Annotated in this window: 25 protein-coding genes; 15 read left to right on the forward strand and 10 right to left on the reverse strand. The window is 63.2% G+C overall.

From position 1 onward, the window contains the following. Nucleotides 1–96 precede the first annotated feature (96 nt). The gene (locus CFR71_RS07015) at nt 97–624 is read left to right on the forward strand and encodes a DUF4167 domain-containing protein (protein WP_110529203.1); all 528 of its coding nucleotides are present in this window, start codon (nt 97–99) and stop codon (nt 622–624) included. Between the two features lie 53 nt (nt 625–677). Here the strand turns inward: CFR71_RS07015 and CFR71_RS07020 are convergent, their stop codons facing one another. Both CFR71_RS07020 and CFR71_RS07025 read right to left on the reverse strand, forming a co-directional pair. Continuing rightward, nucleotides 678–965, reverse strand: a complete 288-nt coding sequence (locus CFR71_RS07020; protein ID WP_110529206.1) for a hypothetical protein — start codon at nt 963–965, stop codon at nt 678–680. Between the two features lie 75 nt (nt 966–1,040). Further along, entirely contained in the window at nt 1,041–2,312 is a 1,272-nt protein-coding gene (locus CFR71_RS07025; protein ID WP_110529207.1) for an adenosylmethionine--8-amino-7-oxononanoate transaminase, read from the reverse strand. 71 nt (nt 2,313–2,383) lie between these two features. On the opposite strand from CFR71_RS07025, the gene CFR71_RS07030 reads away from it, so the two are divergent. Genes CFR71_RS07030 through bioD form a run of 3 tightly spaced genes read left to right on the forward strand, consistent with a single transcriptional unit; the run spans nt 2,384 to nt 5,678 of the window. After that, complete coding sequence (locus CFR71_RS07030) at nt 2,384–3,574, forward strand: aminotransferase class I/II-fold pyridoxal phosphate-dependent enzyme (RefSeq protein WP_110529545.1); 1,191 nt, start codon at nt 2,384–2,386, stop codon at nt 3,572–3,574. Next, entirely contained in the window at nt 3,571–4,224 is a 654-nt protein-coding gene (locus CFR71_RS07035) for an alpha/beta fold hydrolase (RefSeq protein WP_110529210.1), read from the forward strand. Before CFR71_RS07030 ends, CFR71_RS07035 begins: the two co-directional genes overlap by 4 nt. After that, the gene (gene bioD, locus CFR71_RS07040; protein ID WP_110529213.1) at nt 4,221–5,678 is read left to right on the forward strand and encodes a dethiobiotin synthase; all 1,458 of its coding nucleotides are present in this window, start codon (nt 4,221–4,223) and stop codon (nt 5,676–5,678) included. The genes CFR71_RS07035 and bioD overlap by 4 nt, the downstream gene beginning before the upstream one ends. On the opposite strand, the gene lexA is transcribed toward bioD, so the two are convergent. Then, the gene (lexA, locus tag CFR71_RS07045) at nt 5,617–6,321 is read right to left on the reverse strand and encodes a transcriptional repressor LexA (RefSeq protein ID WP_110529217.1); all 705 of its coding nucleotides are present in this window, start codon (nt 6,319–6,321) and stop codon (nt 5,617–5,619) included. The genes bioD and lexA overlap by 62 nt on opposite strands. An 83-nt stretch (nt 6,322–6,404) precedes the next feature. Then, on the reverse strand, nt 6,405–7,607 hold the full coding sequence (locus CFR71_RS07050; RefSeq protein ID WP_110529220.1) for a molybdopterin molybdotransferase MoeA: 1,203 nt from the start codon (nt 7,605–7,607) through the stop codon (nt 6,405–6,407). A gap of 160 nt (nt 7,608–7,767) precedes the next feature. Here CFR71_RS07050 and rpmG point away from each other — a divergent pair, with 160 nt between their 5' ends. Then, the gene (gene rpmG / locus CFR71_RS07055; protein WP_025813389.1) at nt 7,768–7,935 is read left to right on the forward strand and encodes a 50S ribosomal protein L33; all 168 of its coding nucleotides are present in this window, start codon (nt 7,768–7,770) and stop codon (nt 7,933–7,935) included. Nucleotides 7,936–8,027: 92 nt separating this feature from the next. Here rpmG and CFR71_RS07060 read toward each other — a convergent pair whose 3' ends face one another. Both CFR71_RS07060 and eno read right to left on the reverse strand, forming a co-directional pair. Then, nucleotides 8,028–8,357 carry an FtsB family cell division protein gene (locus CFR71_RS07060; RefSeq protein ID WP_110529224.1) on the reverse strand — a complete coding sequence of 110 codons (330 nt, stop codon included), beginning with the start codon at nt 8,355–8,357 and terminating at the stop codon, nt 8,028–8,030. Nucleotides 8,358–8,443: 86 nt separating this feature from the next. Further along, nucleotides 8,444–9,724 carry a phosphopyruvate hydratase gene (gene eno / locus CFR71_RS07065; RefSeq protein WP_110529227.1) on the reverse strand — a complete coding sequence of 427 codons (1,281 nt, stop codon included), beginning with the start codon at nt 9,722–9,724 and terminating at the stop codon, nt 8,444–8,446. 150 nt (nt 9,725–9,874) lie between these two features. On the opposite strand from eno, the gene CFR71_RS07070 reads away from it, so the two are divergent. Next, nucleotides 9,875–10,363: a DUF3429 domain-containing protein gene (locus CFR71_RS07070; RefSeq protein ID WP_110529230.1), complete on the forward strand. Its 489-nt coding sequence runs from the start codon at nt 9,875–9,877 to the stop codon at nt 10,361–10,363. Between the two features lie 36 nt (nt 10,364–10,399). Here the strand turns inward: CFR71_RS07070 and kdsA are convergent, their stop codons facing one another. From kdsA to tpiA, 4 genes are all read right to left on the reverse strand, one after another. Beyond that, a complete protein-coding gene (gene kdsA / locus CFR71_RS07075; RefSeq protein ID WP_207781338.1) occupies nt 10,400–11,224 on the reverse strand; it encodes a 3-deoxy-8-phosphooctulonate synthase in 825 nt (274 codons plus the stop codon). Between the two features lie 23 nt (nt 11,225–11,247). Further along, the gene (locus tag CFR71_RS07080) at nt 11,248–12,879 is read right to left on the reverse strand and encodes a CTP synthase (protein ID WP_110529233.1); all 1,632 of its coding nucleotides are present in this window, start codon (nt 12,877–12,879) and stop codon (nt 11,248–11,250) included. Nucleotides 12,880–13,002: 123 nt separating this feature from the next. Beyond that, nucleotides 13,003–13,311 (reverse strand): preprotein translocase subunit SecG, encoded by a 309-nt coding sequence (gene secG, locus CFR71_RS07085; RefSeq protein WP_110529235.1) that lies wholly within the window; start codon nt 13,309–13,311, stop codon nt 13,003–13,005. Between the two features lie 39 nt (nt 13,312–13,350). After that, a complete protein-coding gene (gene tpiA / locus CFR71_RS07090; protein ID WP_110529238.1) occupies nt 13,351–14,094 on the reverse strand; it encodes a triose-phosphate isomerase in 744 nt (247 codons plus the stop codon). A 283-nt stretch (nt 14,095–14,377) separates the two neighbouring features. Here tpiA and CFR71_RS07095 point away from each other — a divergent pair, with 283 nt between their 5' ends. From CFR71_RS07095 to CFR71_RS07135, 9 genes are all read left to right on the forward strand, one after another. Next, nucleotides 14,378–16,309, forward strand: a complete 1,932-nt coding sequence (locus CFR71_RS07095) for a peptidylprolyl isomerase (protein WP_110529241.1) — start codon at nt 14,378–14,380, stop codon at nt 16,307–16,309. 38 nt (nt 16,310–16,347) lie between these two features. Next, entirely contained in the window at nt 16,348–17,895 is a 1,548-nt protein-coding gene (trpE, locus tag CFR71_RS07100; RefSeq protein WP_110529551.1) for an anthranilate synthase component I, read from the forward strand. Nucleotides 17,896–17,981: 86 nt separating this feature from the next. After that, nucleotides 17,982–18,578, forward strand: a complete 597-nt coding sequence (locus tag CFR71_RS07105) for an anthranilate synthase component II (RefSeq protein WP_110529245.1) — start codon at nt 17,982–17,984, stop codon at nt 18,576–18,578. A 6-nt stretch (nt 18,579–18,584) separates the two neighbouring features. Then, complete coding sequence (trpD, locus tag CFR71_RS07110) at nt 18,585–19,685, forward strand: anthranilate phosphoribosyltransferase (protein WP_110529248.1); 1,101 nt, start codon at nt 18,585–18,587, stop codon at nt 19,683–19,685. 33 nt (nt 19,686–19,718) lie between these two features. Then, nucleotides 19,719–20,570: an indole-3-glycerol phosphate synthase TrpC gene (trpC, locus tag CFR71_RS07115; protein ID WP_110529253.1), complete on the forward strand. Its 852-nt coding sequence runs from the start codon at nt 19,719–19,721 to the stop codon at nt 20,568–20,570. Beyond that, complete coding sequence (gene moaC / locus CFR71_RS07120; RefSeq protein WP_110529256.1) at nt 20,567–21,064, forward strand: cyclic pyranopterin monophosphate synthase MoaC; 498 nt, start codon at nt 20,567–20,569, stop codon at nt 21,062–21,064. Before trpC ends, moaC begins: the two co-directional genes overlap by 4 nt. A gap of 134 nt (nt 21,065–21,198) precedes the next feature. After that, on the forward strand, nt 21,199–22,158 hold the full coding sequence (pdhA, locus tag CFR71_RS07125; protein ID WP_239019362.1) for a pyruvate dehydrogenase (acetyl-transferring) E1 component subunit alpha: 960 nt from the start codon (nt 21,199–21,201) through the stop codon (nt 22,156–22,158). Between the two features lie 6 nt (nt 22,159–22,164). Then, nucleotides 22,165–23,535 carry a pyruvate dehydrogenase complex E1 component subunit beta gene (locus CFR71_RS07130; protein ID WP_110529264.1) on the forward strand — a complete coding sequence of 457 codons (1,371 nt, stop codon included), beginning with the start codon at nt 22,165–22,167 and terminating at the stop codon, nt 23,533–23,535. Nucleotides 23,536–23,547: 12 nt separating this feature from the next. Continuing rightward, on the forward strand, nt 23,548–24,840 hold the full coding sequence (locus CFR71_RS07135) for a pyruvate dehydrogenase complex dihydrolipoamide acetyltransferase (RefSeq protein WP_110529266.1): 1,293 nt from the start codon (nt 23,548–23,550) through the stop codon (nt 24,838–24,840). Nucleotides 24,841–24,845 lie beyond the last annotated feature (5 nt).

Raw genomic sequence — 24,845 nt, forward strand, 5'->3', positions numbered from 1 at the left:
CGGCCATTCATTATTTATAACAGGCAGGGGCATGAAGGCGTCCCTACGGTCAGGCTCCCTGCGGGTGACCGTTAACATGAAAGTGCTGCGCAGCTTATGAACATAAAACGCATGCGAGGCCGTCACCACCGTTCTGGCGGCAGCAACGGCGGAGGGTCACGCCATAATAACGGTCAGATACCGCTGAACCGTAATCATGTCTTTGACAGTAACGGACCCGACCTGCGCGTGCGGGGAACAGCACAACAGCTTTTTGAAAAATATCTCCAGCTTGGCCGTGATGCCAGCGGGTCCGGCGACCGCGTCATGGCGGAAGCCTATTTTCAGCACGCCGAACATTACTTCCGCATCCTCAACGCGATGACGCAGGCCGCGCAGCAGAGCCAGCAGGAACGTCAGGAGCGCCAGGCCGCTTCCCGCCAGCAGCGCCAGAACAGCACGCCGTCGCAGGCAACGGCTGAATCCGATGCCGACAGCGACGAGGAAGAAAGCAGCGAATCCGTCGCCGAAAATACCCGCCCGGAACCCAGGCCCGCGGAAAAAAGCCGTTCCAGATCCCGCAGCAGCAACAATACGGCACCTGCCGCGAATAATACCGAAGAACTCGCCTCGACCAGTTCGTGAATACATGGCCCGTTTCCTCATGTGATCCTTTTGCGCTCACATGAGGGAAGGGATCATCCGGTCGATGTCCCGGTGGGGCCGGAGGGATCGGTCCCATCCGGCGTCACCAGTTTCCAGACCTTGCGCCTGCGTCCCGATTCAGGATCGTCATCCACGCTGACGAGCCCCTGATTCCTGAGCGCCTGAAGCGCCAGACGGGCGTGGTATGTTCCCATTTCCGGAAACATGTCGCCTATTTCCTTGACCGAACGCGCTTTTCCATCAGACAGGATTTTCAGCACAATCTGTCGCTTGCTGTCATGGTTAGTCACGCGCCAGGAACGATGTTGAAAAAACGTCATGTCCTCTTCATACCAGATTCAGCATACGGGACCTAGTGGAGATCGGATTTCATATGCCGCCCATGTGCTGGTCGCCTAGCTTGCCGCCCCCTGCGCGATGACACGACGGATGGCGTCGGTCAGGCGCGAAAGCTCGTCAGGCCGTATGGTAAAGGAGGGGGTCAGGTAAATGATCGTCCGGAAAGGACGTATCCATACCCCCAGCGCGATCAGCGCGGCCTTGAGGCGGTTCATGTCGGCAATCGTCTCCAGCTCCACGACGCCAACCGCCCCCATGACACGCACGTCACGCACATTGGGCAGATGACGGCAGGCGGCAAGTTCATGCGCCATCTGGGCACCGATCTGCCGGACCTGTTCCAGACGGGGCTGTGTCTCGAAAAGATCGAGCGAAGCATTGGCGCAGGCGCAGGCGAGGGGATTTGCCATGAAGGTCGGTCCATGCATCAGCGCATGCAGCGGATTGTCCGACAGGAAAGCCTCGAACACATGGGTACGCGTCACCGTCGCGGCCAGCGGCATCGTGCCGGCGGTCAATGCCTTTGACAGGGTCATGATATCGGGCACGACATCGGCCTGCTGGCACGCGAACATGGTGCCGGTGCGCCCGAATCCCGTAAAAATTTCATCAAAAATCAACAGGATGCCGTATCTGTCCGCCAGTGTCCGCAGATGGCGCAGCACCACGGGATCATGAAACAGCATTCCGCCCGCCCCCTGTATCAGGGGTTCCACCAGAATGGCCGCGATCTCGTCCCCCGATTCCGACAGGCACGATTCCAGACGCTGCAATGTCATCCGGTCGCGTGGCAGATCCATGATGTAATGTTGGGGCAGGACACCATTGAACAGCGCATGCATTCCCTCTTCGGGATCGCAGACCGCCATCGTGGCCAGAGTATCGCCGTGATATCCCCCCCTGAACGCCAGCAGCCGGTTGCGGCCCGATACGCCACGGTTGATCCAGTACTGGATCGCGATCTTGATGGCGACCTCCACCGCGACGGAACCGGAATCCGTAAAGAATACCCGTTCCAGATCCCCCGGCAGCATCCCTGCCAGACGCGTCGCCAGTGTCAGGGCCGGTTCATGGACCAGACCACCGAACATGACATGGGGCATGCGCGACAGCTGCGCGCTGACCGCGTCGCGGATATGGGGATGATTATGGCCGTGACATGCCGTCCACCACGATGCAATGCCATCAGTCAGCACGCGCCCGTCCGCCAGATGGATGTCACAGCCCGAGGTACGGACGGCGGGCAGGGGCGGCAGGACCGTTTTCATCTGGGTATAGGGCAGCCAGATATGCGACATCCCGTTATCCATCCATTGGGGTCCACGCATGCGGGTTCTCCGTGATATTGGGACAGGCATGATTGGCCGATGCCACGGACACCGGCGGAAGAGGACGCTTCATGGCGCGTTTTGATGATTTTTTCCAGACGGAGCTTACCGAACTGGAACGCAATGGCACGCGCCGGGTCATGCGGTGCGTCGAACGCCGCGACGCCGTGACCATTGTGCGCGATGGACGGGTGCTGCTGGATTTTTCATCCAACGACTATCTCGGCCTTGCGCACCACCCCCTGGTCATCGAACGCGCCTGTTCATGGGCACGCCAATGGGGCGGCGGCAGTGGCGCGTCACGCCTGGTCAGCGGTACCACCCCGGCCCATCAGCAGGTCGAGGCCCGACTGGCCGCCTTCAAGAAAACGCAGGCCGCGCTGCTGTTTGCCTCCGGCTGGCAGGCGAATGCCTCCGTCGTGTCGGCGCTGTGCCGCCTGGCCATGACGCGGACGGGCGTGGCCCCGCTGGTTTTTACCGACCGGCTGAACCATGCCAGCCTGCATCATGGATGTCAGGCCGCGGGAATACGGCAGATCCGTTTCCGCCATAACGACCTCGGACATCTGTCGGCCCTGCTGGAAAGTCGCCGGAACCAGCCCGGCATGCGTTTCATCGTGACGGAAAGCGTTTTCAGCATGGATGGCGACCGCGCCGATGTCGCGGGGCTGCGCGCGCTGGCCGAGCGGTACGGGGCTTTCCTTTACCTTGACGAAGCCCATGCGACCGGCGTGCTGGGCCCGCAGGGACGGGGACTGTCGGGCCTGACCGATGGCATTGACCTTGTCATGGGAACATTCAGCAAGGCGCTGGGCAGTTTCGGGGCCTATGTCGCGGGATCGCGCGCCATGTGCGACTGGCTCGTCAACTGCTGTTCCGGCTTCGTCTATACGACCGCGCTGCCGCCCGCCAACCTGGGGGCCATCGATGCCGCGCTGGAACTGGTGCCCGGCATGGAGGCGCAGCGCCAGCGCCTGCATGACAATGCCGGACATGTGCGTCAGGCGATCCGGCGGATGGGCCTTTCCACCGGCAGTTCCACGACCCAGATCATCCCGATCGAAATCGGGGATATCGATCGGACAATGGCGTTTGCGGCCATTCTGGAGCGTGAGGGCATACTTGGCGTTCCCATACGGCCGCCTTCCGTTCCCCCCAATGCAAGCCGTATCCGCCTTGCGCTGAGTGCCGCGCATGACAGGGCCATGATCGACCGGCTTATCGCCGCCCTTGCCACGGCTGCGACCGGGATTGGCGCATGACCCAATCCGGGATTTCCCTTGTCTTTGCGCATGGATGGGCGTTCGGGCCGGAAATCTGGACCCCGATCCAGCGGGAACTGCGGGACAGGACCTGCATAAATCTCGATTTCGGCTATTTTTCCGAGAAACGCCATGTCGAACTGCCCGACAGGCCATTCATCGCGATCGGCCATTCCCTTGGCGCGCTATGGCTGCTGGAACAGGCGCCGGAACAGTGCAGGGGCATGGTGCTGTTCAACGGTTTCGCACGCTTTGCCGCTGCCGCTGATTTTCCCGAAGGGGTCGCCCCGCGTATCCTGACGCGCATGATGCGCGCGCTGAAATCGACACCCCATGCCACGGTCGAGGATTTCAGGCGACGGGCCGGGACGGATCTTCCACTTCCCGGCACGCCCCGGCCGGAACGTCTGGCGGCGGGATTGCAACAGCTGCAGGAACTGGATGCGCGTCAGGTCATATGCCCGGCACGCTTTGCGCTGTGCTGCCTTGCCGGGACGCATGATCCGATCGCACCGCCCGCGCTGATCCGGGGTTCCCTTGCGCGGGGGGCCTCCATTGACTGGGTGGAGGGGGGACATCTATTGCCGTTGACACATGTTCCCGCCTGCCTGCACACGATTGACCGCATGATGAAACGCACCCTGCCGTGACCTCCGCCCGCAAACATCGCATCGCCCGCAGTTTCAACGCCGCCTCCGGCTATGACGGCGCGGCGCGCGTGCAGCGCATCGTCGCGGACCGTCTGGCGCGGCGGATCGCCAGCGCGTCTGCGCAATCGGGGCCACGCCGCATTCTGGAGGTCGGCTGTGGAACGGGCTTCCTGACCCAACGGCTGCGGGCGCTGTTCCCGGCCGCGCAAATCGTGGCGACCGATATCGCGCCGGACATGATACGCCGCGCCCGGGCGAAACTGGGCGAAGGGCCGAATCTTGCGTTCCACGTCATGGATGCCGAAAAACCCGACCTGGATGGACCTTTTGACCTGATCTGTTCCAGCATGGCGATGCAGTGGTTTTCAGACCGCCAGATGGCCATGCAAACGCTTTGCGCCCTGCTGGCCCCCGATGGGACGATGGCGTTTACAACCCTGTGCAGCGGCAGCTTCACGCAATGGCGGGGCTATTATGCTGCCCTGAACATTGAATGCCCCATGCCCGAACATCCTGACCCGCAGACACTGGAGAGGGAATGGCCCCTGTCGGGCAGGGGAGCATGGACATGCGAAACCATTGTGGACATGCCGCGCTCCGCCCTGTCCTTTGTCCGGGAACTGCGGGCCATCGGGGCGGGCACCCCCCGGCCGGGCCACGTGCCGGCCAGCCTGCGCCACGTTCTGGAGGCAGCGCGCCGCGATGCGGTCTTCAGCGCCAATTACAATGTCGCATTCGGGATTTTCCGTCGCGCCCGCCATTCAGGGGTATTCGTGACCGGCACCGATACGGGCGTTGGCAAGACCGTGGTGTCGGCTGTCCTGGCAAGGGCGTGGCATGCCTCCTACTGGAAACCGCTGCAAAGCGGCATCGCGGACGAACCTGCGGATACCGCCAGCGTCGCGACGCTCGCCGCCCTTTCGCCGGACCGGCTGCATCCGCCCGCAGGTGTCTATGCGGCCTCTCTCTCCCCCGAAGATGCCGCCGCCTGCGAAGGGAAGGTCATTGATCCCGACCTGATCGTGCTGCCCAAGGAAGATTCCGGCCGCCCCATTGTCGTCGAAGGGGCCGGAGGCGTCATGGTTCCGATCAGCGCCGGTTTCCTGATGCTGGACCTGATGGAACGCCTGCGCCTGCCGGTGGTTCTGGTGGCGCGCAGCACGCTGGGCACGATCAACCATACGCTGCTCAGCCTCGCCGTCCTGCGACAGCGCGATATCCCGGTCATGGGCGTGATCCTCAATGGCCCGGACAACCCATATGCCCGCAGCGCCATAGAACGCCACGGACAGGTGCGCATCCTGGCCGAATTCCCCACCCTTGACGTCGTCAGCAGCGATACCGTGGAGCAGCTCGCCCGCATGGTCCCGGACTGGAAGGAGGCATGCGCGTTCAGTACCGGCGGACCAGCCCCGCAAGGCATCCCTGAATCGCAACCTTGTCCGCAGGGATAATGCGCGTTTCATAACGGGCATTGGCAGGTTCAAGCGCAATGGTGCTGCCCTTGCGACGCAGGCGCTTGAGGGTGACTTCGTGTCCTTCGATCAGGGCGACAACGATCTGTCCGTTTTCCGGATTGCAGTCCTGGCGTATGATCACCGTATCGCCGTCGAATATCCCCGCGTCGATCATCGAATCGCCGCATACCTCCAGCGCGTAATAGGTGCCAGTCCCGATCAGGCCCGCAGGCACGTCAATCAGCCGGGTGGCGTCGGCAATGGCCTCGATCGCCTGTCCGGCCGCGATCCGTCCCAGAAACGGCAGGCGGACGGCCTCCACGGTGGCGGCGACCTCCGCCGCGGGAAGGATCGGGGTGAAATTGCCCCGGATAACGGTGGGGGAGAAGGCATCCTCCGCCCGGGATGCGGCATCGCCGGAGATGATCTGGGGAATCTGCACCACCTCCAGCGCGCGGGCGCGATGATGCTTGCGCCGCACGAACCCCCGTTCCTCCAATGCCGAAATCAGGCGATGGATCCCTGATTTCGACCGCAGCCCCAGCGCATCCTTCATTTCGTCGAAAGAAGGGGAAAAGCCGGTCTGCTTGAGGTGCCTGTCGATATAGAGCAGGAGTTCATGTTGTTTGCGCGTCAGCATGAATGCCGTCTCCCGCCCTTAAGGAACAAAACCAGAAAGTATCTTTCGCTGTTCTATGTTAGTTCCCATACCCAGGTCAACTCTCAACGGATATCCAGACGGATGATCCTGCACATGTCGCCCTTCCGGGCGGGCGGGGCCAGCGGATCACGGATGATCAGGGCCTGGCTTTCCGTCAGCAGGTGCAGCATGGCGGAATCCTGCCGTGAAAAGGGCAGGGCGGTCAGCATGCCGGCACTGTCACGACGCAACCGCGCGCGCAGATAACTTTCGCGTTGGTCATTGGCTGCGACATCCTCCCCAAGGATGGCGACATCGACGTCCGGGCCGACATCCTGCTCTCCCGCAAGGCGCTGCAACGCGGGGACGACGAACAACGTTCCACACACGAAGGCCGCCACCGGGTTGCCCGGCACCCCGATCAACGGCATGCCGTTCAGGCGGCCATGCATCAGCGGCTTGCCCGGCCGCATGGCGATTTTCCAGAAATCGGGTTCCATGCCGATGCGCTTCAGCCCTTCCTGCACAAGGTCGTAACGTCCCACGCTGGCGCCGCCGATGGTCACCAGCATGTCCAGACCGTCCAGCATGTGCGACAGGGCAAGCAGGTCCTCCATCCTGTCGCGGGCAACCGGCATCATGACAGGCTCGGCACCTGCCGCGCGCACCAGCGTCGCCAGCATGAGGGTATTGGAGTTGGCGATCATGCCCGGCCCGATCGGATCCCCCGGCAGGCAGAGTTCGTCACCGGTCGCCACGATGCCGACGCGCGGGCGACGATGCACCGTAACCCACGGATGGTTGGCCGCCGCCGCCACGCCAATGCCGCGCGCGTCCAGACGCCGGCCCGCAGGAATGATTTCATGGCCCCGGGCGAAATCCTGCCCCTTCCTGCGCACGTACAGGCCTGCCGTGGCCGTCTGCGACGTGGTCACGATATCGTCATGCTGTGTCGCATTTTCCTGGATCACGATCGCATCCGCGCCATCGGGCACGATACTGCCGGTATAGATGCGCACGCATTCCCCCGCGCCCACCGTCCCGTCAAAGGGATGGCCCGCCGGGCTTTCCCCGATCAGGCGCAGCTTCACGCCCGTGGCGGACAGATCGGCGGCCCGCACCGCGTACCCATCCATGGAGGAGACATCGGCAGGCGGATTGTCCAGTCGCGCCATTACCGGCAACGCGGTCACGCGTCCGCTGCCACTGGCAAGGGAAACCACCTCTGGTGCGGTGGGACGAAGTCCCTGCAGGATACGTTCGCGGGCTTCTGAAACGCTCAACATGGCGGGGCATATTCCTTTTTTTGGGGATCAATGGGATTTTGAAGACGAATATCGGGACTAAAAGCTTGACCTCGGCCTCTTGTATGCGCATTTTCCGCCAAACTTGAACCACTGCTGCACCCAAGTGTTCCAGCAGCGGCGGAGCAGTGCTGAGGATATCATGGCAAAGACCAACACCATTCAGATCAAGCTCGTTTCCACGGCGGATACCGGCTATTTCTACGTCACGAAGAAAAATGCCCGTGCCCAGACCGGCAAGATGGAAATGCGCAAGTACGATCCCGTTGCCCGCAAGCACGTGACTTTCCGTGAAGCGAAAATCAAATAACGACCCGATTTGATTCGGCATGAAAAAACCCGGTCCATTCGGTTGGACCGGGTTTTTTCATGGATGGCAGGATATGTCACCGGCCCGCGACCTCAGTACAGCCGGTCATGCGGCCCATAAGGGACCACGATCTCGTCCTGCCGGGCGAGGTTCTGCATGGAACGTGCCCGTTCATCAAGCAGATCGCGGTCAAGGGTATTCTCCTTGATCCCGCGCACGCGACGCAGCCAGACCTGCTGTTCGGCATAGGCGTCGCGCTGGGCGCTGTTTGCCTCGTCAAGCAGGCGAAGCTGCGCGGCGTAACTGTGCAGCCCATGTTCGCCACGCATGACGTTCCAGCCGAAATAGGCCGTAAGCCCGATGAAAAGGGCAGGGGGAAGGGCGCTTCCCATGACCCGTCTGATAATCTTGCCGATCTGCATTACGACCCTGTATCCGTGATTTTCCGATACCGGCGACGTCGCGGAGGGGTTTTCCGCCCGCGAACGTCACCGATGCCCGGGCGCTTTCAGTGTCCCCTGAGGATTGTCCGCCCGGCATAGCGGGCCGCGGTTGCCAGTTCGTTTTCGATTCGGATCAGCTGGTTATATTTTGCCGTCCGGTCGGAACGCGACAGGGATCCCGTCTTGATCTGCCCGCAGTTCGTTGCCACCGCCAGGTCGGCAATGGTGGAATCCTCCGTCTCTCCCGAACGATGGCTCATGACGGCGGTATAACCGGCATGCTGCGCCATCTGGACGGCTTCCAGCGTCTCGCTGAGGGTGCCGATCTGGTTGACCTTCACCAGAAGGGAATTGGCGACCCCGTCCTTGATCCCGCGACGCAGGCGATCGGGGTTGGTGACAAACAGGTCATCGCCCACCAGCTGCAGCTTCCCCCCAAGATTGGCGGTCAGTTCCGCCCAGCCTTCCCAGTCATCCTCCGCCAGGCCATCCTCGATGGAGATGATGGGATAACGCGCGGCAAGGTCGGCCAGGTAGGCGATCATGCCACCGGCATCCAGCGACTTGCCTTCGCCCTTAAGGTCATAGCGGCCATCGTGGTAGAATTCGGTCGCGGCGCAATCGAGGGCGAACGTGATGTCATCCCCCAGACGGTAGCCTGCCGCCTCCACCGCGCGACTGATGAAGCCCAGGGCCTCGTCCGCTGATTTCAGGGCGGGGGCGAACCCGCCTTCGTCACCGACATTGGTGTTGTATCCGGCGCCCGACAGGCTCTTTTTAAGCTGCGCGAAGATTTCCGATCCCATCCGGATCGCATCGGTCACGGTCGGGGCGCCAATCGGCTGGATCATGAATTCCTGGATGTCGATGGGATTGTCCGCATGCTGTCCGCCATTGATGATGTTCATCATCGGCACCGGCAGCGTGCGGGCATAAACGCCCCCCACATACCGGTAGAAGGGAACCTGCAGTTCCTCCGCCGTTGCCTTGGCCACCGCCAGGGAAACGCCAAGGATGGCATTCGCGCCCAGACGGGATTTGTTCGGGGTGCCGTCCAGGTCGATCATGGCCTCGTCAATCGCAACCTGATCGCTGGATTCGACACCCTGCAATGCGCCCAGGATCTCGTTTTCCACGTTGCCGACAGCCTTCAGCACGCCCTTGCCGCCGAAACGCGACTTGTCGCCATCGCGCAGTTCGACCGCTTCATGTGCGCCGGTGGACGCGCCGGACGGCACTGCCGCGCGTCCCTTCGCGCCCGAGGCCAGTTCCACATCCACTTCCACGGTCGGATTGCCGCGGCTATCGAGAATTTCGCGGGCGATGATGTCGATAATGGCGCTCATGCTATTCGTTTCCTCTTTTTCCAGAGTTTATTGAGGTATCAAAAACCGGACGTCCCTCGATACCCAGTGCGCGAAACGATACCAGAAACATATGACGTGTCACATGTCAGAGTGCGATAAGATGCAAACTACCGAGGAGAGCATGCCGTCGTGAAACGTCTTCCCCTTCTGGCCATGGTCATGGGCATCGCCAGCCTCATTCCCATTGTCGGGTGCGCCTGCGCCATCATTTTCCTGTCCCCCACGGTAACTCCCCGCATGCTGGAGGTCACCGTCGGCTACGCGGCGGTGATGCTGTCCTTCATGGGGGCCATTCACTGGGGGCTGGCGCTGGAGACGCCCGCCATCATCACCCCGGGCCAGACGCCGGGGAAAATCAACAGCTACCGGCTGCTGCTGGGCGCGGTGCCCGCCGGGATCGGCTGGCTTTCGCTATGCGTGGCGATGTTTCACGAACTGGCCGCGCTGCTGATGCTCATGGCCGGATTCGCGGCCACGCTGGCGGTGGAACGCATGGCATGGCGCAGGGGGGCGATGCCACGCGGTTACATGACGCTGCAATGGATCGTCATTACCGTGGTGGAAGTCTGCCTGCTGGCGGTCGCGGTCATGGCGCTGTCATGGAAATACACCGCCTGACACGCCACCTTTTCACATCGGCCGGGCCAGATGCGATCAGGCCCGTTCTTCCTTGGTCAGACGGTCGTAACGCCGCAGGTTGGCAAGCAGGGCCTCCATCTGCGACAGCGGGATCATGTTCGGCCCGTCACTGGGGGCATTGTCGGGATCTTCATGCGTTTCGATGAATACGGCCGCCACCCCGATCGCCAGTGCCGCGCGGCTCAGGATCGGGGCGAACTGCCGCTGACCGCCCGATGAACTTCCCAGCCCGCCCGGCTGCTGCACCGAATGGGTCGCATCATAGACAACCGGGAATCCCGTCTGCGCCATGATCGGCAGGCCACGCATGTCATTGACCAGCGTGTTGTAGCCAAACGACGTGCCACGTTCGCACAGCATGATGCGTTCATTGCCGGTGGAGGCGATCTTGGCCGCGACATGGGTCATGTCCCACGGCGCCAGGAACTGCCCCTTCTTGACGTTGATGGCGGCCCCTGTCTCCCCCGCCGCAAGAAGCAGGTCGGTCTGGCGGCACAGGAACGCCGGAATCTGCAGGACGTCAACCGCCTCGGCCGCGGGGGCGCACTGCTCCGGAAGGTGGACATCGGTCAGGACGGGAATCCCGAAACGCTCCCGCACGCGGGCAAGGATTTCCAGCCCCTTGCCGGCTCCCACGCCACGGGCGCCTGTCAGGCTGGTGCGGTTGGCCTTGTCGAACGAGCTTTTGTAAATCAGCCCGATTCCCAGCCGCTGCGTGATGGCATGGATCGCATCGGCGGTCTCCATCGCATGGGCCTCCGATTCGATCTGGCAGGGACCGGCAATCAGGACGAATGGCCTGTCATTGCCGATCACCAGTTCTCCGACGCGGATATCCACCTGCGGGTTTCCGGACGGCAGGCTCACTTGCGTGCCCCGCGTTCCAGCGCAGCGCCCACCAGGCCCGAAAACAGCGGATGCGGATCAAACGGCTTCGACAGCAGTTCGGGGTGGTACTGGACCGCGATGAACCATGGATGATCAGGATATTCGACGATTTCGGGCAGGATGCCGTCGGGCGACATGCCGGAAAAACGCAGTCCGGTCTTTTCCAGCTGGTCGCGGTAATGGACGTTCACCTCGTACCGGTGGCGGTGACGCTCACGGATGTCCGTCTTGCCATAGATGGCAGCGGCCCGCGATCCCTCAGCCAGATGGGCGGGGTAGGAGCCAAGCCGCATCGTCCCGCCAAGTTCGCCCCCTTCACGCCGGCGCAGCAGTTCGTTGCCCCGCGCCCATTCCGTCATCAGACCGACCAGCGGTTCATCGGTGGGCCCGAATTCGGTGGAAGAGGCATCAGGCAGTCCGGCAAGGTTGCGGGCGCATTCGATGACCGCCATCTGCATGCCAAAACAGATCCCCAGGAACGGGATATTGTTTTCACGCGCGAACCGCACGGCGCGGATCTTGCCTTCGGATCCGCGCTCCCCGAATCCGCCGGGCACCAAGATGGCGTCCGACCGCGCCAGCGCCTGAAGGCTGTCGTCGGATTTTTCGAACGCTTCGGCCTCAACCCAGTTCAGACGCACCTTCGCGCGATGGGCGATGCCCCCATGATGCAATGCCTCGATCAGGGATTTGTAGCTGTCGAGCAGGGCAGTGTACTTGCCCACCACTGTAATCGTCACTTCGCGTTCGGGATGGCGGATGGCATCGACGATGCGTTCCCACCGCGTCAGGTCCGGCTCCTCATCCGCGGGCAGGCCGAAATGACGCAGCACCTCCGTATCCATGCCTTCGGCGTGATAGGAAATGGGGCAGGCATAGATGGTATCGACATCGCGCGCCGCGATGACCGCCTCCGGCCGCACGTTGCAGAAACTGGCGATCTTGCGACGCTCATTGGCCGGGATTTCGCGATCGGAGCGACAGACCAGCATCTGGGGCTGGATGCCGACATTCTGCAGTTCCTTGACCGAATGCTGCGTGGGCTTGGTCTTGAGCTCACCCGCCGCCGCGATCCATGGCAGCAGCGTCAGGTGAATGAACATCGTCTGTTCGGGCGCCAGATCGTTGCGCAACTGACGGATGGATTCCAGGAAGGGCAGGCTTTCGATATCGCCCACCGTGCCACCGATTTCGACAAGGACGAAATCCACGTCCTCGGTCCCGGCGACGACCATTTCCTTGATCGCATTGGTGATGTGGGGAATGACCTGCACGGTCGCGCCCAGATATTCGCCACGCCGTTCGCGCGCGATCACATCGGAATAGATCTGGCCCGTCGTGGCATTGTCGGCCTTGGTCGCGGGCACGCCGGTAAAACGCTCGTAATGCCCCAGGTCAAGATCGGTCTCCGCACCGTCATCGGTCACGAAGACCTCGCCGTGCTGGTAGGGACTCATCGTCCCAGGATCGACATTGAGATAGGGATCGAGCTTGCGCAACCGGACCCGATAGCCACGGGCCTGGAGGAGGGCGGCAAGGGCTGCAGAAGCAATGCCTTTGCCGAGGGAGGACACCACGCCGCCGGTGATGAATACAAACCGCGTCATGGAAGGCCTTCCTACACTGCTTGGCCCTGACATGAAAGGCCCATCATGGGCGCCATCACGCATCATGGGCAAAAAAATATCCGGCCCGGCACCCGACATGGGGCAAACCGGGCCATTGCACGATCAATGGGTCGACGGAGCCGGAGAAGCCGGAGTGGAAGGGGCAGGGGGCTGCGCAAGGATATCATGCCCCACGCCGGAAGAGGCGCCACGGTTCATGATCGCCAGCGTCAGCGACAGCACCATGAAAATGGTGCCCAGGATCGCGGTCGAGCGCGTCAGCAGCGTCGCGGTGCCGCGTCCCGACATGAACGATCCCATCCCCTGGGAACTTCCGATTCCAAGACCGCCTCCCTCGCTGCGCTGGATCAGGATCGTCCCGATCAGTGCCACCGTGACAAACAGATGCAACAAAAGAAGGACCGTGATCATACTTGTTCCCAGTTATCCCCCCGGACGGGGCGGATGAAATCAGATATCGACCGCCGCGCGGACGATCGGCATGAACGTATCCGCCGCCAGGCTGGCGTTTCCGACCAGTGCGCCACCGACATTGGCGATGGGCAGGATATCGGCGGCATTACGTCCGTTGACCGACCCACCATAAAGGATTTTTATGGTTTTACCAGCATCGCCGAACTGCCGTACCAGTTCCTCGCGGATAAACAGGGTCATGTCCGCGATATCCTGCTGGGACGCCGCCGTTCCCGACCCGATCGCCCATACGGGCTCATAGGCCACGATCCCCGTGAACCCCTGCGGCAGGGACCCCTGGATCTGCCATCCCACCGTCTCCTGCGAATCTCCCGCCGCGCGCTGGTCGGCATTTTCGCCCACGCACACGATCGGGGTCAGCCCGGCCGCCGCCGCGGCCACCGCCTTTTCACGCACGATTTCGTCGAGTTCGTTGTGATCGCGCCTGCGTTCGGAATGGCCCAGGATCACGTATTCAACACCCAGGTCGCGCAGCATGCTGGCCGCGATGTCGCCGGTATGCGCCCCGCAGGGATCCTGATGACAGTCCTGGGCGCCGAGCGCGATTCCATGTTCGCGCAGTTTCGGCCCGATCAGGGCAAGCTGCGTGAAGGGCGGGCAGACGACCACCTGCGCGCCGGAGACGTCCTCGGACATGGCCGCGCCGATGTCACCGGCGACCTTGGCGGCGTCGGCCGTCATGCCATGCATTTTCCAGTTGCCGACGATTATCTGCTTCATTGCTGCTTTTTTCCGGTCATGCACATACTGAACTGCGATTCCACCGATCCTCCACCCCGTGGTGGCGCAGGGAACCGGCAGCCTGTTTCCTTCAGCCTACACCATCCCCCCCGACGGGTGGCAAGCCATCCATGCGGCGGGGCAGGGGCGTGCTGAACTGCCTTCTGGTCAAATGTCCGGGGGGGCCGTATGGTGCCGCTGCTGAAAAAGTGGCCCATCCATGCCATGCGCGCATGGGTCATGCTGCGTTACTTGCCGATTTTCGTCTGGGTCTGGTGTCTGCATGCTATCATTCTTGTGCCGTATTTTTGTCGATTCCTGGGTCGGCAGGATTGTCGTGGGGCTGTTTTTCCTGACTTTCGTGGGGTGGGGCGTGGGCGACGTCCTGATGAACATCGGCACCGAACGCGCCGATGTCGTGGCCCGCGTGGGACCGGATCCCATCCTTGTGCCGACCTATGAACAGGCGCTGCGCACGGAAATGCCCCAGATCGCGCAGCAGATGCACCTGCAGGATCCATCCCAGATCCCCGCCACCACGCGTGAACAGATTGCCCAGCAGGTCCTCCAGCGCCTTGTCCTTCAGGCCGAAGTGGCCCTTGCCGCGCGCAACCACGGGCTGCTCGTGCCCGACAGCGCGGTGCGCGCCGAAATCTTCGCCATCCCCGCCTTTCAGGACAAGAATGGCAAGTTCGACCGCGACATGTTCAACAACAGGCTGCGCAACAGCGGCATGACGGAAGGGCGGCTGATCGAGCTTGTCCGGGCGGAGCAGGCTTCCAAGGCGCTGATGGAACCGATTCGCAGCGGCGCGACCGCGCCCGACATCCTGACGCGCCGCATCTTCGACCTTGAGGCCCAGACACGCAGGGTCGACATCGTGCGCGTCCCCTTCGCATCGCAGACGCCGGCCGCGCCCACCGACGCGCAGATGCACCGTTTTTACGCCAACCATCCGTGGCGGTTCCAGGCCCCGGAATACCGGCATGCCCGAATCGTGGTGCTGTCGCCCGAGACGATGGCCCGTTCCATCACCATTCCGGACGCCGACCTGCGTCATATGTATGAACAGCAGTCACAGCGGTTCAACACGCCGGAGACACGCTCCGTGCAGGTCATCACCGCCCCGACCGAGGCCCGCGCCCGCGAACTGCTGACCACATGGCAGCAGGGCGCGAACTGGGATGCGATCCAGAAAGACGCGGGCAGGGACAGCGCCAGCGTGGAAATGAACGACATCCGCATCGCCTCCGTGCCATCACAGGATCTGGGACGGAAGATTTTCGCGGCCCCGGTCGATGCGATCCAGCCACCCGTCCATACCGATGCCGGCTGGGCGATCTTCCGCGTCACGCATGTCACGCCCGCGCATGTTTCGGATTTTGAATCCGCGCGTCCCGCACTGCAGTCGCAAGCCGTCGCCGAGCAGGTGCAGGCACAGATGGGCGATCGGGTCCAGAAGCTTCAGGACGCCATCGCCGGCGGCGGGCTGGATTCCATCCCGGCCGATATCGGGGCGGCCGCCGTGTCCGGCAACGTTGACGCCCACGGCATGACGCAGGAAGGCACGCCCGCCCCCATCCCCGGCAGCGACGCCGTCAGGCAGGCCATCACCGGACGCATCTTTGCCCAGGCCAAGGGCGGCAGCCCCGAACTGGTCCAGGGGCCGGAAGGGACATGGTACGCCGTCACGGTCGATGGCATCACCCCCGCCCAGCCCCAGTCCTATGAAGCGTCCGCCGGCAAGGTGCGCGATGCCTGGATGGCGGATGCGCAGCGCCATGCCGCGGACCAGTCCGCCACCGACCTTTACAACCGGGCGCAGGATGGCGGGGGGCTGGCGCATCTCCAGCCTGCCATTGCCGATGTGGTTCACAGCGCCGAATTCTCGCGCACCCATGATACGCCAGACGTCCCGCACGATGTCGCGGAAATCGCCTTCCGCCTCGACCATCCGGGGCAGAGCCTGATGATAGAGGCCGATGGCGCCTTTTACGTCGCGACGCTGACGGACATTTCGCGGCCCGATCCGTCAACGCAGCGCATGCTGTTCGACCGCATCCGCGCCAGCCTGACGCAGGCCGTGGCCGATGACGTGGAGATGGGCTATGCCATGGCCCTGCAGACCACGGTAAAGCCCAAGCCCAACCCGAGCGCCATCAACGCGGTCATGTCGGCCGTTTCCGGCAAGGGCAATCCAGAGGCAGGACAGTGAGCACGGACCCTTCACAGTTCATTCCTTCGTTTCAGGCCATGCCCGCCCCCGACAGGGAGGATGCGCTGGCGATCCTGCGCCAGGGGCGGCCGACGATCGCATGGCGGGTCGAACCGGCCGACCTGCTGACGCCGGTTGCCGCATTCCTGCACCTGTCGTCCCTGGCCGCCCGGCACGGGGGCGGCAATGGCGGACGCAACGCCTTCCTGTTCGAAAGCGTGGAAGGGGGGATTTCGCGGGGCCGCTATTCCGTCATCGGACTGCTTCCCGACCTGATCTGGCGCTGCCATGACGGCAGGGCCAGCATATGCAGCGACCCGGCCGCCGACCGACATGAATTCGTGCCACAGTCCCAGCCCCCGCTGGACTCCCTGCGCGCCATCCTTCATGCCAGCCGCATCGAACTGCCGGACTACCTGCCGCCCATGACGGGCGGCGTCTTCGGCTATCTGGGCTATGACATGATCCGGCAGATCGAACGCCTGCCGGACATTCCGCCCGATGATCTGGACCTGCCCGAAGGGATCATGATCCGGCCGGGCCTGTTCGCCATTTTCGATACGGTGCGCGATGAACTGCTGCTGGCCGTGCCATTGCGGCCCGATGCCACGCAGTCGCCGGAAGCGATATGGGAAAAGGGGCAGAAACTGCTGCAGGAGGCACGCGCCGCGCTGGCCATGCCCCTGCCTGCGCCACCGGGCTATGCCACGCCGCTGGCGCCACCGGTCCCGCGATCCCCGTTCACGCGGGACGAATTCTGCGCGATGGTGCGTCGCATCCAGGATTACATCGCGGCAGGCGATGCGTTCCAGGTGGTGCCAAGCCAGCGGTTCGAGGCGGATTTCACCCTGCCACCCTTCGCGCTGTACCGCGCCCTGCGCCGCATCAATCCCGCACCCTTCCTGTTTTACCTTGATCTCGACGGGTTCAGCCTCGTGGGATCCTCGCCGGAAATCCTGGTGCGCCTGCGCGATGACACGATGACGGTCCGCCCGCTGGCGGGGACACGTCCGCGCGGACGCACGGCGGCCGAGGACCTCGCCCTGGAGCAGGACCTTCTGGCGGACCCGAAGGAACGGGCCGAGCATCTGATGCTGATCGACCTTGGCCGCAATGACGTGGGAAAGGCGTGCGAACTCGGCTCGGTCAGGGTGACGGAACAGTTCGTCATCGAACGCTTCAGCCACGTCATGCATATCTCTTCCAACGTGGAGGGCACGCTGCGCCCTGAGCTGGAGGGGCTTGACGCCCTCATGGCGGGCTTCCCCGCGGGCACCCTGACGGGCGCGCCCAAGATCCGGGCCATGGAAATCATTGACGAGGTCGAACCCACGCGACGGGCGACCTATGCCGGGTGCATCGGCTATTTCGGGCCGGAAGGACAGATGGACACCTGCATCGGCCTGCGCATGGCCGTCGTGAAGGACGGGAAGATGTATGTGCAGGCCGGATGTGGCGTCGTGGCCGACAGCGTGCCGGAGGCGGAATACGAGGAAACCCGCCAGAAGGCCCGCGCCCTGTTCCGCGCGGCGGAAGAGGCGGTCCGCTTTGCCACGCGCGACCGGCACGGGAACACGGATGAATAGATGTTGTACGAAAATACACACATTTATTTTACCATTCATCCGAACAGGGATTTGACCATGCCCCGCCACAAGGTCATGATATCGACATGATCCTTCTGATCGACAATTATGACAGCTTTACCTTCAACCTTGTCCACTATCTGGGGGATCTTGGGGAACGCTGCGACGTACGGCGCAACGATGCCATCAGCGTTGACGAGGCCCTGCGCCTGAATCCGGAGGCCATCGTGTTTTCGCCCGGTCCCCGTTCCCCGAACGAGGCAGGGATCTGCTGCGACCTGATCGCGCGCGCGGCGGGACAGGTCCCGATGTTCGGCGTCTGCCTGGGGCACCAGTCGATCGGGCAGGTTTTTGGGGGCAAGGTCGTACGTGCGCCCCAGCCCATGCATGGCAAGGTATCGCCCGTCATGCACAACGGGACAGACATATTCGCGGGACTGCCGGATCCGTTCCGCGCCACGCGCTATCACAGCCTGACCGTCGATCCCGACACGTTGCCCGATACGCTGGTCCCCACGGCCTGGACGGCCGATGGCGTGATCATGGGGCTGCGGCATCGTGACCTGCCGATATTCGGGGTGCAGTTCCATCCCGAAAGCATCGCCTCCGAACACGGGCATGACATCCTGTCCAATTTCCTGGCCATCGCGCGCAATGGCGTCACGCCCCGCAAGGCTGCCTGATACGCCATGGAACATTCTTCAGGCCCGTCCTCCCGTGTGGCTGGCAGTTTCCGCCCCGTGATGAAGGACCTGCTGGCGGGACATGATCTGTCCCATGACGCGGCGGAATGTATCTTCGGGCAGATCATGGACGGGCAGTTCTCCGACATCCGCCTGTCCTCCTTCCTTACGGCGCTGCACATGAAAGGCGAAACGCCCGACGAACTGCGCGGGGCGGTAAGGGCGATCAGGGCGCGCATGATCGGCGTGACCGATCTTCCGGATGGATGCATCGACGTCTGCGGCACGGGCGGGGACGGGCTTGGCACCTTCAACGTGTCCACTGCGGTGGCCTTCGTGCTGGCCGCGCTTGGCATCCCCGTGGTCAAGCACGGCAACCGGGCATTGTCCTCGCGCTCCGGCGCGACCGATGTGCTGCGCGAACTCGGGGTCGTCATACCGACGGAACATGACGCTATCCGCGCGCAGGTCCGGACGCGGCGGGTGGCGTTCCTTGCCGCCCCCAACCATCATCCCGCCCTTCGGCATGTGGGTGGCGTGCGCCGGGAACTGGGGTTCAGGACGATTTTCAACCTGGTGGGGCCGCTGTGCAACCCGGGGGCGGTGCGCCGGCAGATGATCGGCGTATTCGATCCGCGCTGGCTGCGCCCGATAATCCAGACCCTGCGTGAGGAAGGATCGCACTGCGTCTGGAGCGTCAGCGGCAACTGTGGCGATGGCCGGTGGGTGGACGAACTGACCCTTGCGGGGGAAAACCGGATCTGTGCCCTTGACGGCGGCGTCGTGCGCGACCTGGTCCTGACGGCGGCGGACGCGGGCCTGTCCCCCGCGCCGATCGAGGCCATCGCGGGTGGCACCCCCGAACATAATGCCCGCGCCCTTGCCGCGCTGCTGCAGGGGGCAGATGGTGCCTATCGCGATACCGTGCTGTTCAATGCGGCGGTGGCGCTGCATGTCGCCGGACATGGAAATATCATTCGGGACGACAGGATTGATATTGTCGCCCTGCGTGCGAACGTTGCCTTGGCCGCCAACGTTCTCGACAATGGCGCGGCGCATGCCGTGCTGCACTCCGTTCGTGAAGACCGGGCGGACAGGCCAGAATAGAGTAACACAGGGTAAAAAATGAACGACACGCCAATGATGCCGCAACAGACCGATTCTGTCCCGGACCTGGATGCCGATGATTTGCCCGATGTGCTCGACCGGATCTGTGCCCGCACCAGGGTAGATGTCGCACAACGCGCAACCATCACGCCGCTGAAGGAAATCACGGCCCGCGCCAGGGAGGTCGCAACCCCGCCGCGCGGGTTCGGCCAGGCCCTCAAGCAGCGCACCGCCGATCACCAGATCGGCCTGATCGCCGAAATCAAGAAGGCATCCCCGTCGGCGGGTATCCTGCGTGCCGACTATCAGCCCACCCTCATCGCCCAGCAGTATGAACAGGCGGGCGCGGCCTGCATTTCGGTCCTGACGGAAGGGTCGTGTTTCCATGGCAGCGCGGAGGACCTGACCCGCGTGCGGGAGGCGTGCAAGCTGCCCATCCTGCGCAAGGACTTCATCCTCGATCCGTGGCAGGTCCATGAAAGCCGCCTGATCGGCGCGGACTGCATCCTGCTGATCATGGCGATCCTGACGGATGCCGAGGCCGCCGAGCTTCTCGATATCGCACGCGGACTTGATATGGATGTGCTGGTCGAAGTGCATGACGAGCATGAACTGAACCGCGCCCTGGCGCTTGATACATCACTGATCGGCATCAACAACCGCAATCTCAAGACGCTCAAGACCGATCTGAACACCACACTGGAACTTGCGCCGATGGTGCCGCCTGACCGTATCATCGTCTCCGAAAGCGGGATCCGCACGCATGAAGACATCATGAAGCTGAACGCCGTGGGCGCAAGCGGCTTTCTGGTCGGCGAAAGCCTCCTGCGCAGCGACAACCTGGAAGAGGCGGTGCACGCCCTGCTGGGAACCACGCCCGCATGACGAAGGCCGGTCTTTCCCATCTGGACGCCACGGGCAACGCCATCATGGTGGACGTGTCGGACAAGGCCGAAACCCGCCGCGAGGCCGTGGCGCGGGGGCGCATCCGCATGCGCGCCTCCACGCTGGACATGATCCTTTCGGGCACGGCGCCCAAGGGTGACGTGCTGGCGACGGCGCGCATCGCGGGCATCATGGCGGCGAAACGGACATCGGACCTGATCCCCCTGTGTCATCCGCTGGCACTGTCATCGGTCAGGGTGGAGCTTGTGCCCGCATCCGACAGGTCCGGCATCGAGATTACGGCACGCGTCCGGACCACCGGGCCGACCGGCGTGGAAATGGAAGCCCTGACAGCCGTTAGTATCGCGGGGCTGACACTTTACGACATGTGCAAGGCTGTCGATCGGGACATGGAAATCGGTGACATCTGCCTGCATCACAAGTCAGGCGGCGCATCAGGAACCTATGAAAGGGCGGCATCACCATCCGGATAACTGAACCGCAACAGCCGGTTACCGCGCAATGACCTGATCCGGTCCGGTTCCCGGTCGATACGTCATGTAAAATGCAAGGACGCTCAATGAGTGAAAAACAAGATTCCGACATAGGCGGGCGCAACAGTCAGGGCATGACCCAGACCGATCTTCAGGAAGCCTATTACCAGATGGTCCTGATCCGCCGTTTCGAGGAACGCGCCGGACAGCTGTATGGAATGGGACTGATTGGCGGTTTCTGCCACCTTTACATAGGGCAGGAAGCCGTCGTGGTCGGCATCCAGATGGAGCTCAAGGACGGTGACAAGATCATCACCTCCTACCGTGACCATGGGCAGATGCTGGCGGCCGGGATGAACCCGCGCGGCGTCATGGCGGAACTGACCGGACGCGAGGGGGGATATTCCCACGGCAAGGGGGGATCGATGCACATGTTCTCCCGCGAGAAGAATTTCTATGGCGGCCATGGCATCGTCGGCGCGCAGGTCTCGCTGGGCATCGGGCTGGCCTTTGCCAACAAATACCGCAACACGGACGAGGTCGCGGTCACCTATTTCGGCGAAGGCGCGTCCAACCAGGGACAGGTTTACGAAAGCTTCAACCTCGCCGCGCTGCACAAGCTGCCCTGCATCTTCGTGATTGAAAACAACCGTTACGGCATGGGCACGAGCGTCGAACGCGCCTCCGCCTCGCGTGAGCTGTGGCGCAATGGTGAGCCCTGGGGCATTCCCGGATTCCACGTCGACGGCATGGATGTGGAGGCCGTGCGCCACGCCGCGCACGAGGCCGTCGCCCATTGCCGCGCGGGGAAGGGGCCGGTGCTGCTGGAGGTCGACACCTATCGCTATCGCGGCCATTCCATGTCCGATCCCGCAAAATACCGCCAGCGTTCCGAAGTGGACGAAATGCGCAAGAACCACGACCCGATCGACCGGGTGCGCCGGGAACTGCTGGCGATGGGCACGACGGAAGACGAACTGAAATCCATCGAGGCGAAGGTCAAGGCCATCGTCACGGACGCCAGCGATTTCGCCCAGACCAGCCCCGAACCAGATCCGTCCGAATTGTGGACCGATGTGCTTGTCGAAAGCTGAACAGAGATGCCCATACAGATACTGATGCCTGCCCTGTCTCCCACGATGACGGAAGGCAAGCTTGCCCGCTGGCTGAAAAATACCGGGGAAAGCGTGGCGCCCGGCGATGTGATCGCCGAAATCGAAACCGACAAGGCCACGATGGAAGTCGAAGCGGTGGAAGAGGGAACCATCGGCCGGGTCCTGGTGCCCGAAGGGACGGAGAACATCGCCGTCAACACCCCCATCGCCATCCTGCTGGCCCCGCATGAGGAAAGTACTGCCATCGACACGCCGGCTGCCGAACCCGCGCCGTCCACGTCGGCGACGCCAGCAGCACCTGTCGCGACGGCGCCGATGCCGGCACCCACCGCGCCGCCCCAGCCCGCAGCACGGCCGGCCGGGGAAAAGGACTGGGGCGAGACACAGGAAATCACGGTGCGCGAGGCCCTGCGCGATGCCATGGCCGCGGAACTCCGCCGGGACGAGGATGTCTTCCTGATTGGCGAGGAAGTCGCCCAGTACCAGGGCGCCTACAAGGTTTCACAGGGGCTTTTGGATGAATTCGGCGAAAAGCGCGTCATCGATACCCCGATTACCGAGCAGGGCTTTACCGGCATGGCGGTTGGCGCGGCCCTGACGGGGCTGAAGCCGATCGTGGAATTCATGACGATGAATTTCGCCATGCAGGCCATTGACCAGATCATCAACTCCGCCGCCAAGACCCGTTACATGTCCGGTGGCCAGATGTCGTGCCCCATCGTTTTCCGTGGCCCCAACGGGGCGGCAGCACGCGTCGGGGCCCAGCATTCGCAGTGTTATGCAAGCTGGTATGGACATGTGCCGGGCCTGAAGGTCGTTGCCCCCTGGTCCGCCGCCGATGCCAAGGGCCTGTTGCGCGCGGCGATCCGTGACCCCAACCCGGTCATCTTCCTTGAGAATGAAATCCTCTATGGACAGAAATTTCCCTGTCCCGTGGACGAGGAATTCATCCTGCCGATCGGCAGGGCCAGAATCGAACGCGAAGGGACGGACGTCACCATCGTCACCTTCTCGATCATGGTGGGCGTGGCGCTGGAGGCTGCGGCGCAACTGGCGGAACAGGGCATCAGCGCTGAGGTCATCAACCTGCGCACGATCCGCCCGCTCGATACCGAAACCGTCGTCAGCAGCGTCCGGAAAACCAGCCGCCTTGTCTGTGTCGAAGAAGGGTGGCCCTTTGCCGGGATCGGGGCGGAAATCGCGATGCAGGTCATCGAACATGCGTTCGATTATCTCGACGCGCCGCCCGTGCGCGTGGCCGGGGCGGATGTGCCGATGCCCTTTGCCGCCAACCTCGAAAAACTGGCGCTTCCGAATGTCGAATGGATCCTCAATGCCGTCCGCAAGATCGTCTGAGGAAACAACGCGATGTCCATAAATATCCTGATGCCGGCCCTGTCTCCCACCATGACGGAAGGCAAGCTGGCGCGCTGGCTGAAAAAGGAAGGCGAGGCGGTCGCCGCCGGCGATGTCGTCGCCGAAATCGAGACCGACAAGGCCACGATGGAGGTCGAGGCCGTTGATGAAGGCATAATGGGCCGTATCCTCGTGCCCGAAGGGACGGAAGCCATCAAGGTCAACGCCCCGATCGCCATTCTGGTCGCGCAGGGCGAGGCCGTGCCGGACGCGGTTACCGCCACGCCACCCGCAGCCCCTATGTCCGAAGCACCTGCGGCGGCCACCACTGCCTCGCCCCCCACGACGGATCATGCGGCGCCCCGCAAATCGACGGAGCCTTCGTCACAGGGAAAGGGGAAGCGCATCTTTGCCTCCCCCCTCGCGCGGCGCATCGCCAGCCAGAAGGGCATTGACCTGTCCACCCTCAAGGGCAGCGGTCCCAACGGACGCATCGTGCGCCGCGATGTGGAGGAGGCGGCACGCCAGCCCGCGCCGGTCCCGGCAACCGCCCCCGCGCAACCCACGACGGCCACCCCCGCCACGACCGCGCCCATCGCGGCCGACAGCGCGCATCACACGGTTGCGAATTCGACGATGCGCAAGGTGATCGCGCGCCGCCTGAGCGAGGCGAAATCGACCATTCCGCATTTCTATGTCGAAATGGATGTGGAACTGGATGCGCTTCTGGCCCTGCGGTCACAGCTCAACGCGGCATCGCCTGCGGAAGGGGCGGGCGCGTACAAGATTTCGGTCAACGACATGCTCATCAAGGCCGCAGCCGTCACGCTGCGCCGGGTGCCGGACGTGAATGTGTCGTTTGGCGACGATGTCACGGTTGTCTATGACGATATCGACATCTCCATGGCCGTCTCCATCCCCGACGGGCTGATTACGCCCATCGTGCGGCAGGCCGACCTGAAAAGCCTGGGTCAGATCAGCACGGAGACACGCGACCTGATCAAGCGTGCCCGGGCGGGTAAGCTCAAGCCTCAGGAATTCCAGGGGGGTACCTTCTCCATCTCCAACATGGGGATGATGGGGGTGAAGGCATTCTCGGCCATCATCAATCCGCCCCAGGCCGCCATCCTCGCCATTGCCGCGGGGGAGGCACGTCCGGTGGTCCGTGACGGTGAAATCCGCGCGGCGACCGTCATGACGGTCACCCTGTCGGTGGATCATCGCGTGGTGGACGGGGCACTTGCCGCGCAGTGGGTGTCCGTTTTCCGCTCCGTCGTGGAAAACCCGCTAAGTCTCGTGGTCTGAGGTGA

The sequence above is a fragment of the Novacetimonas pomaceti genome, assembly GCF_003207955.1.
Taxonomy (GTDB): Bacteria; Pseudomonadota; Alphaproteobacteria; order Acetobacterales; family Acetobacteraceae; genus Novacetimonas; species Novacetimonas pomaceti.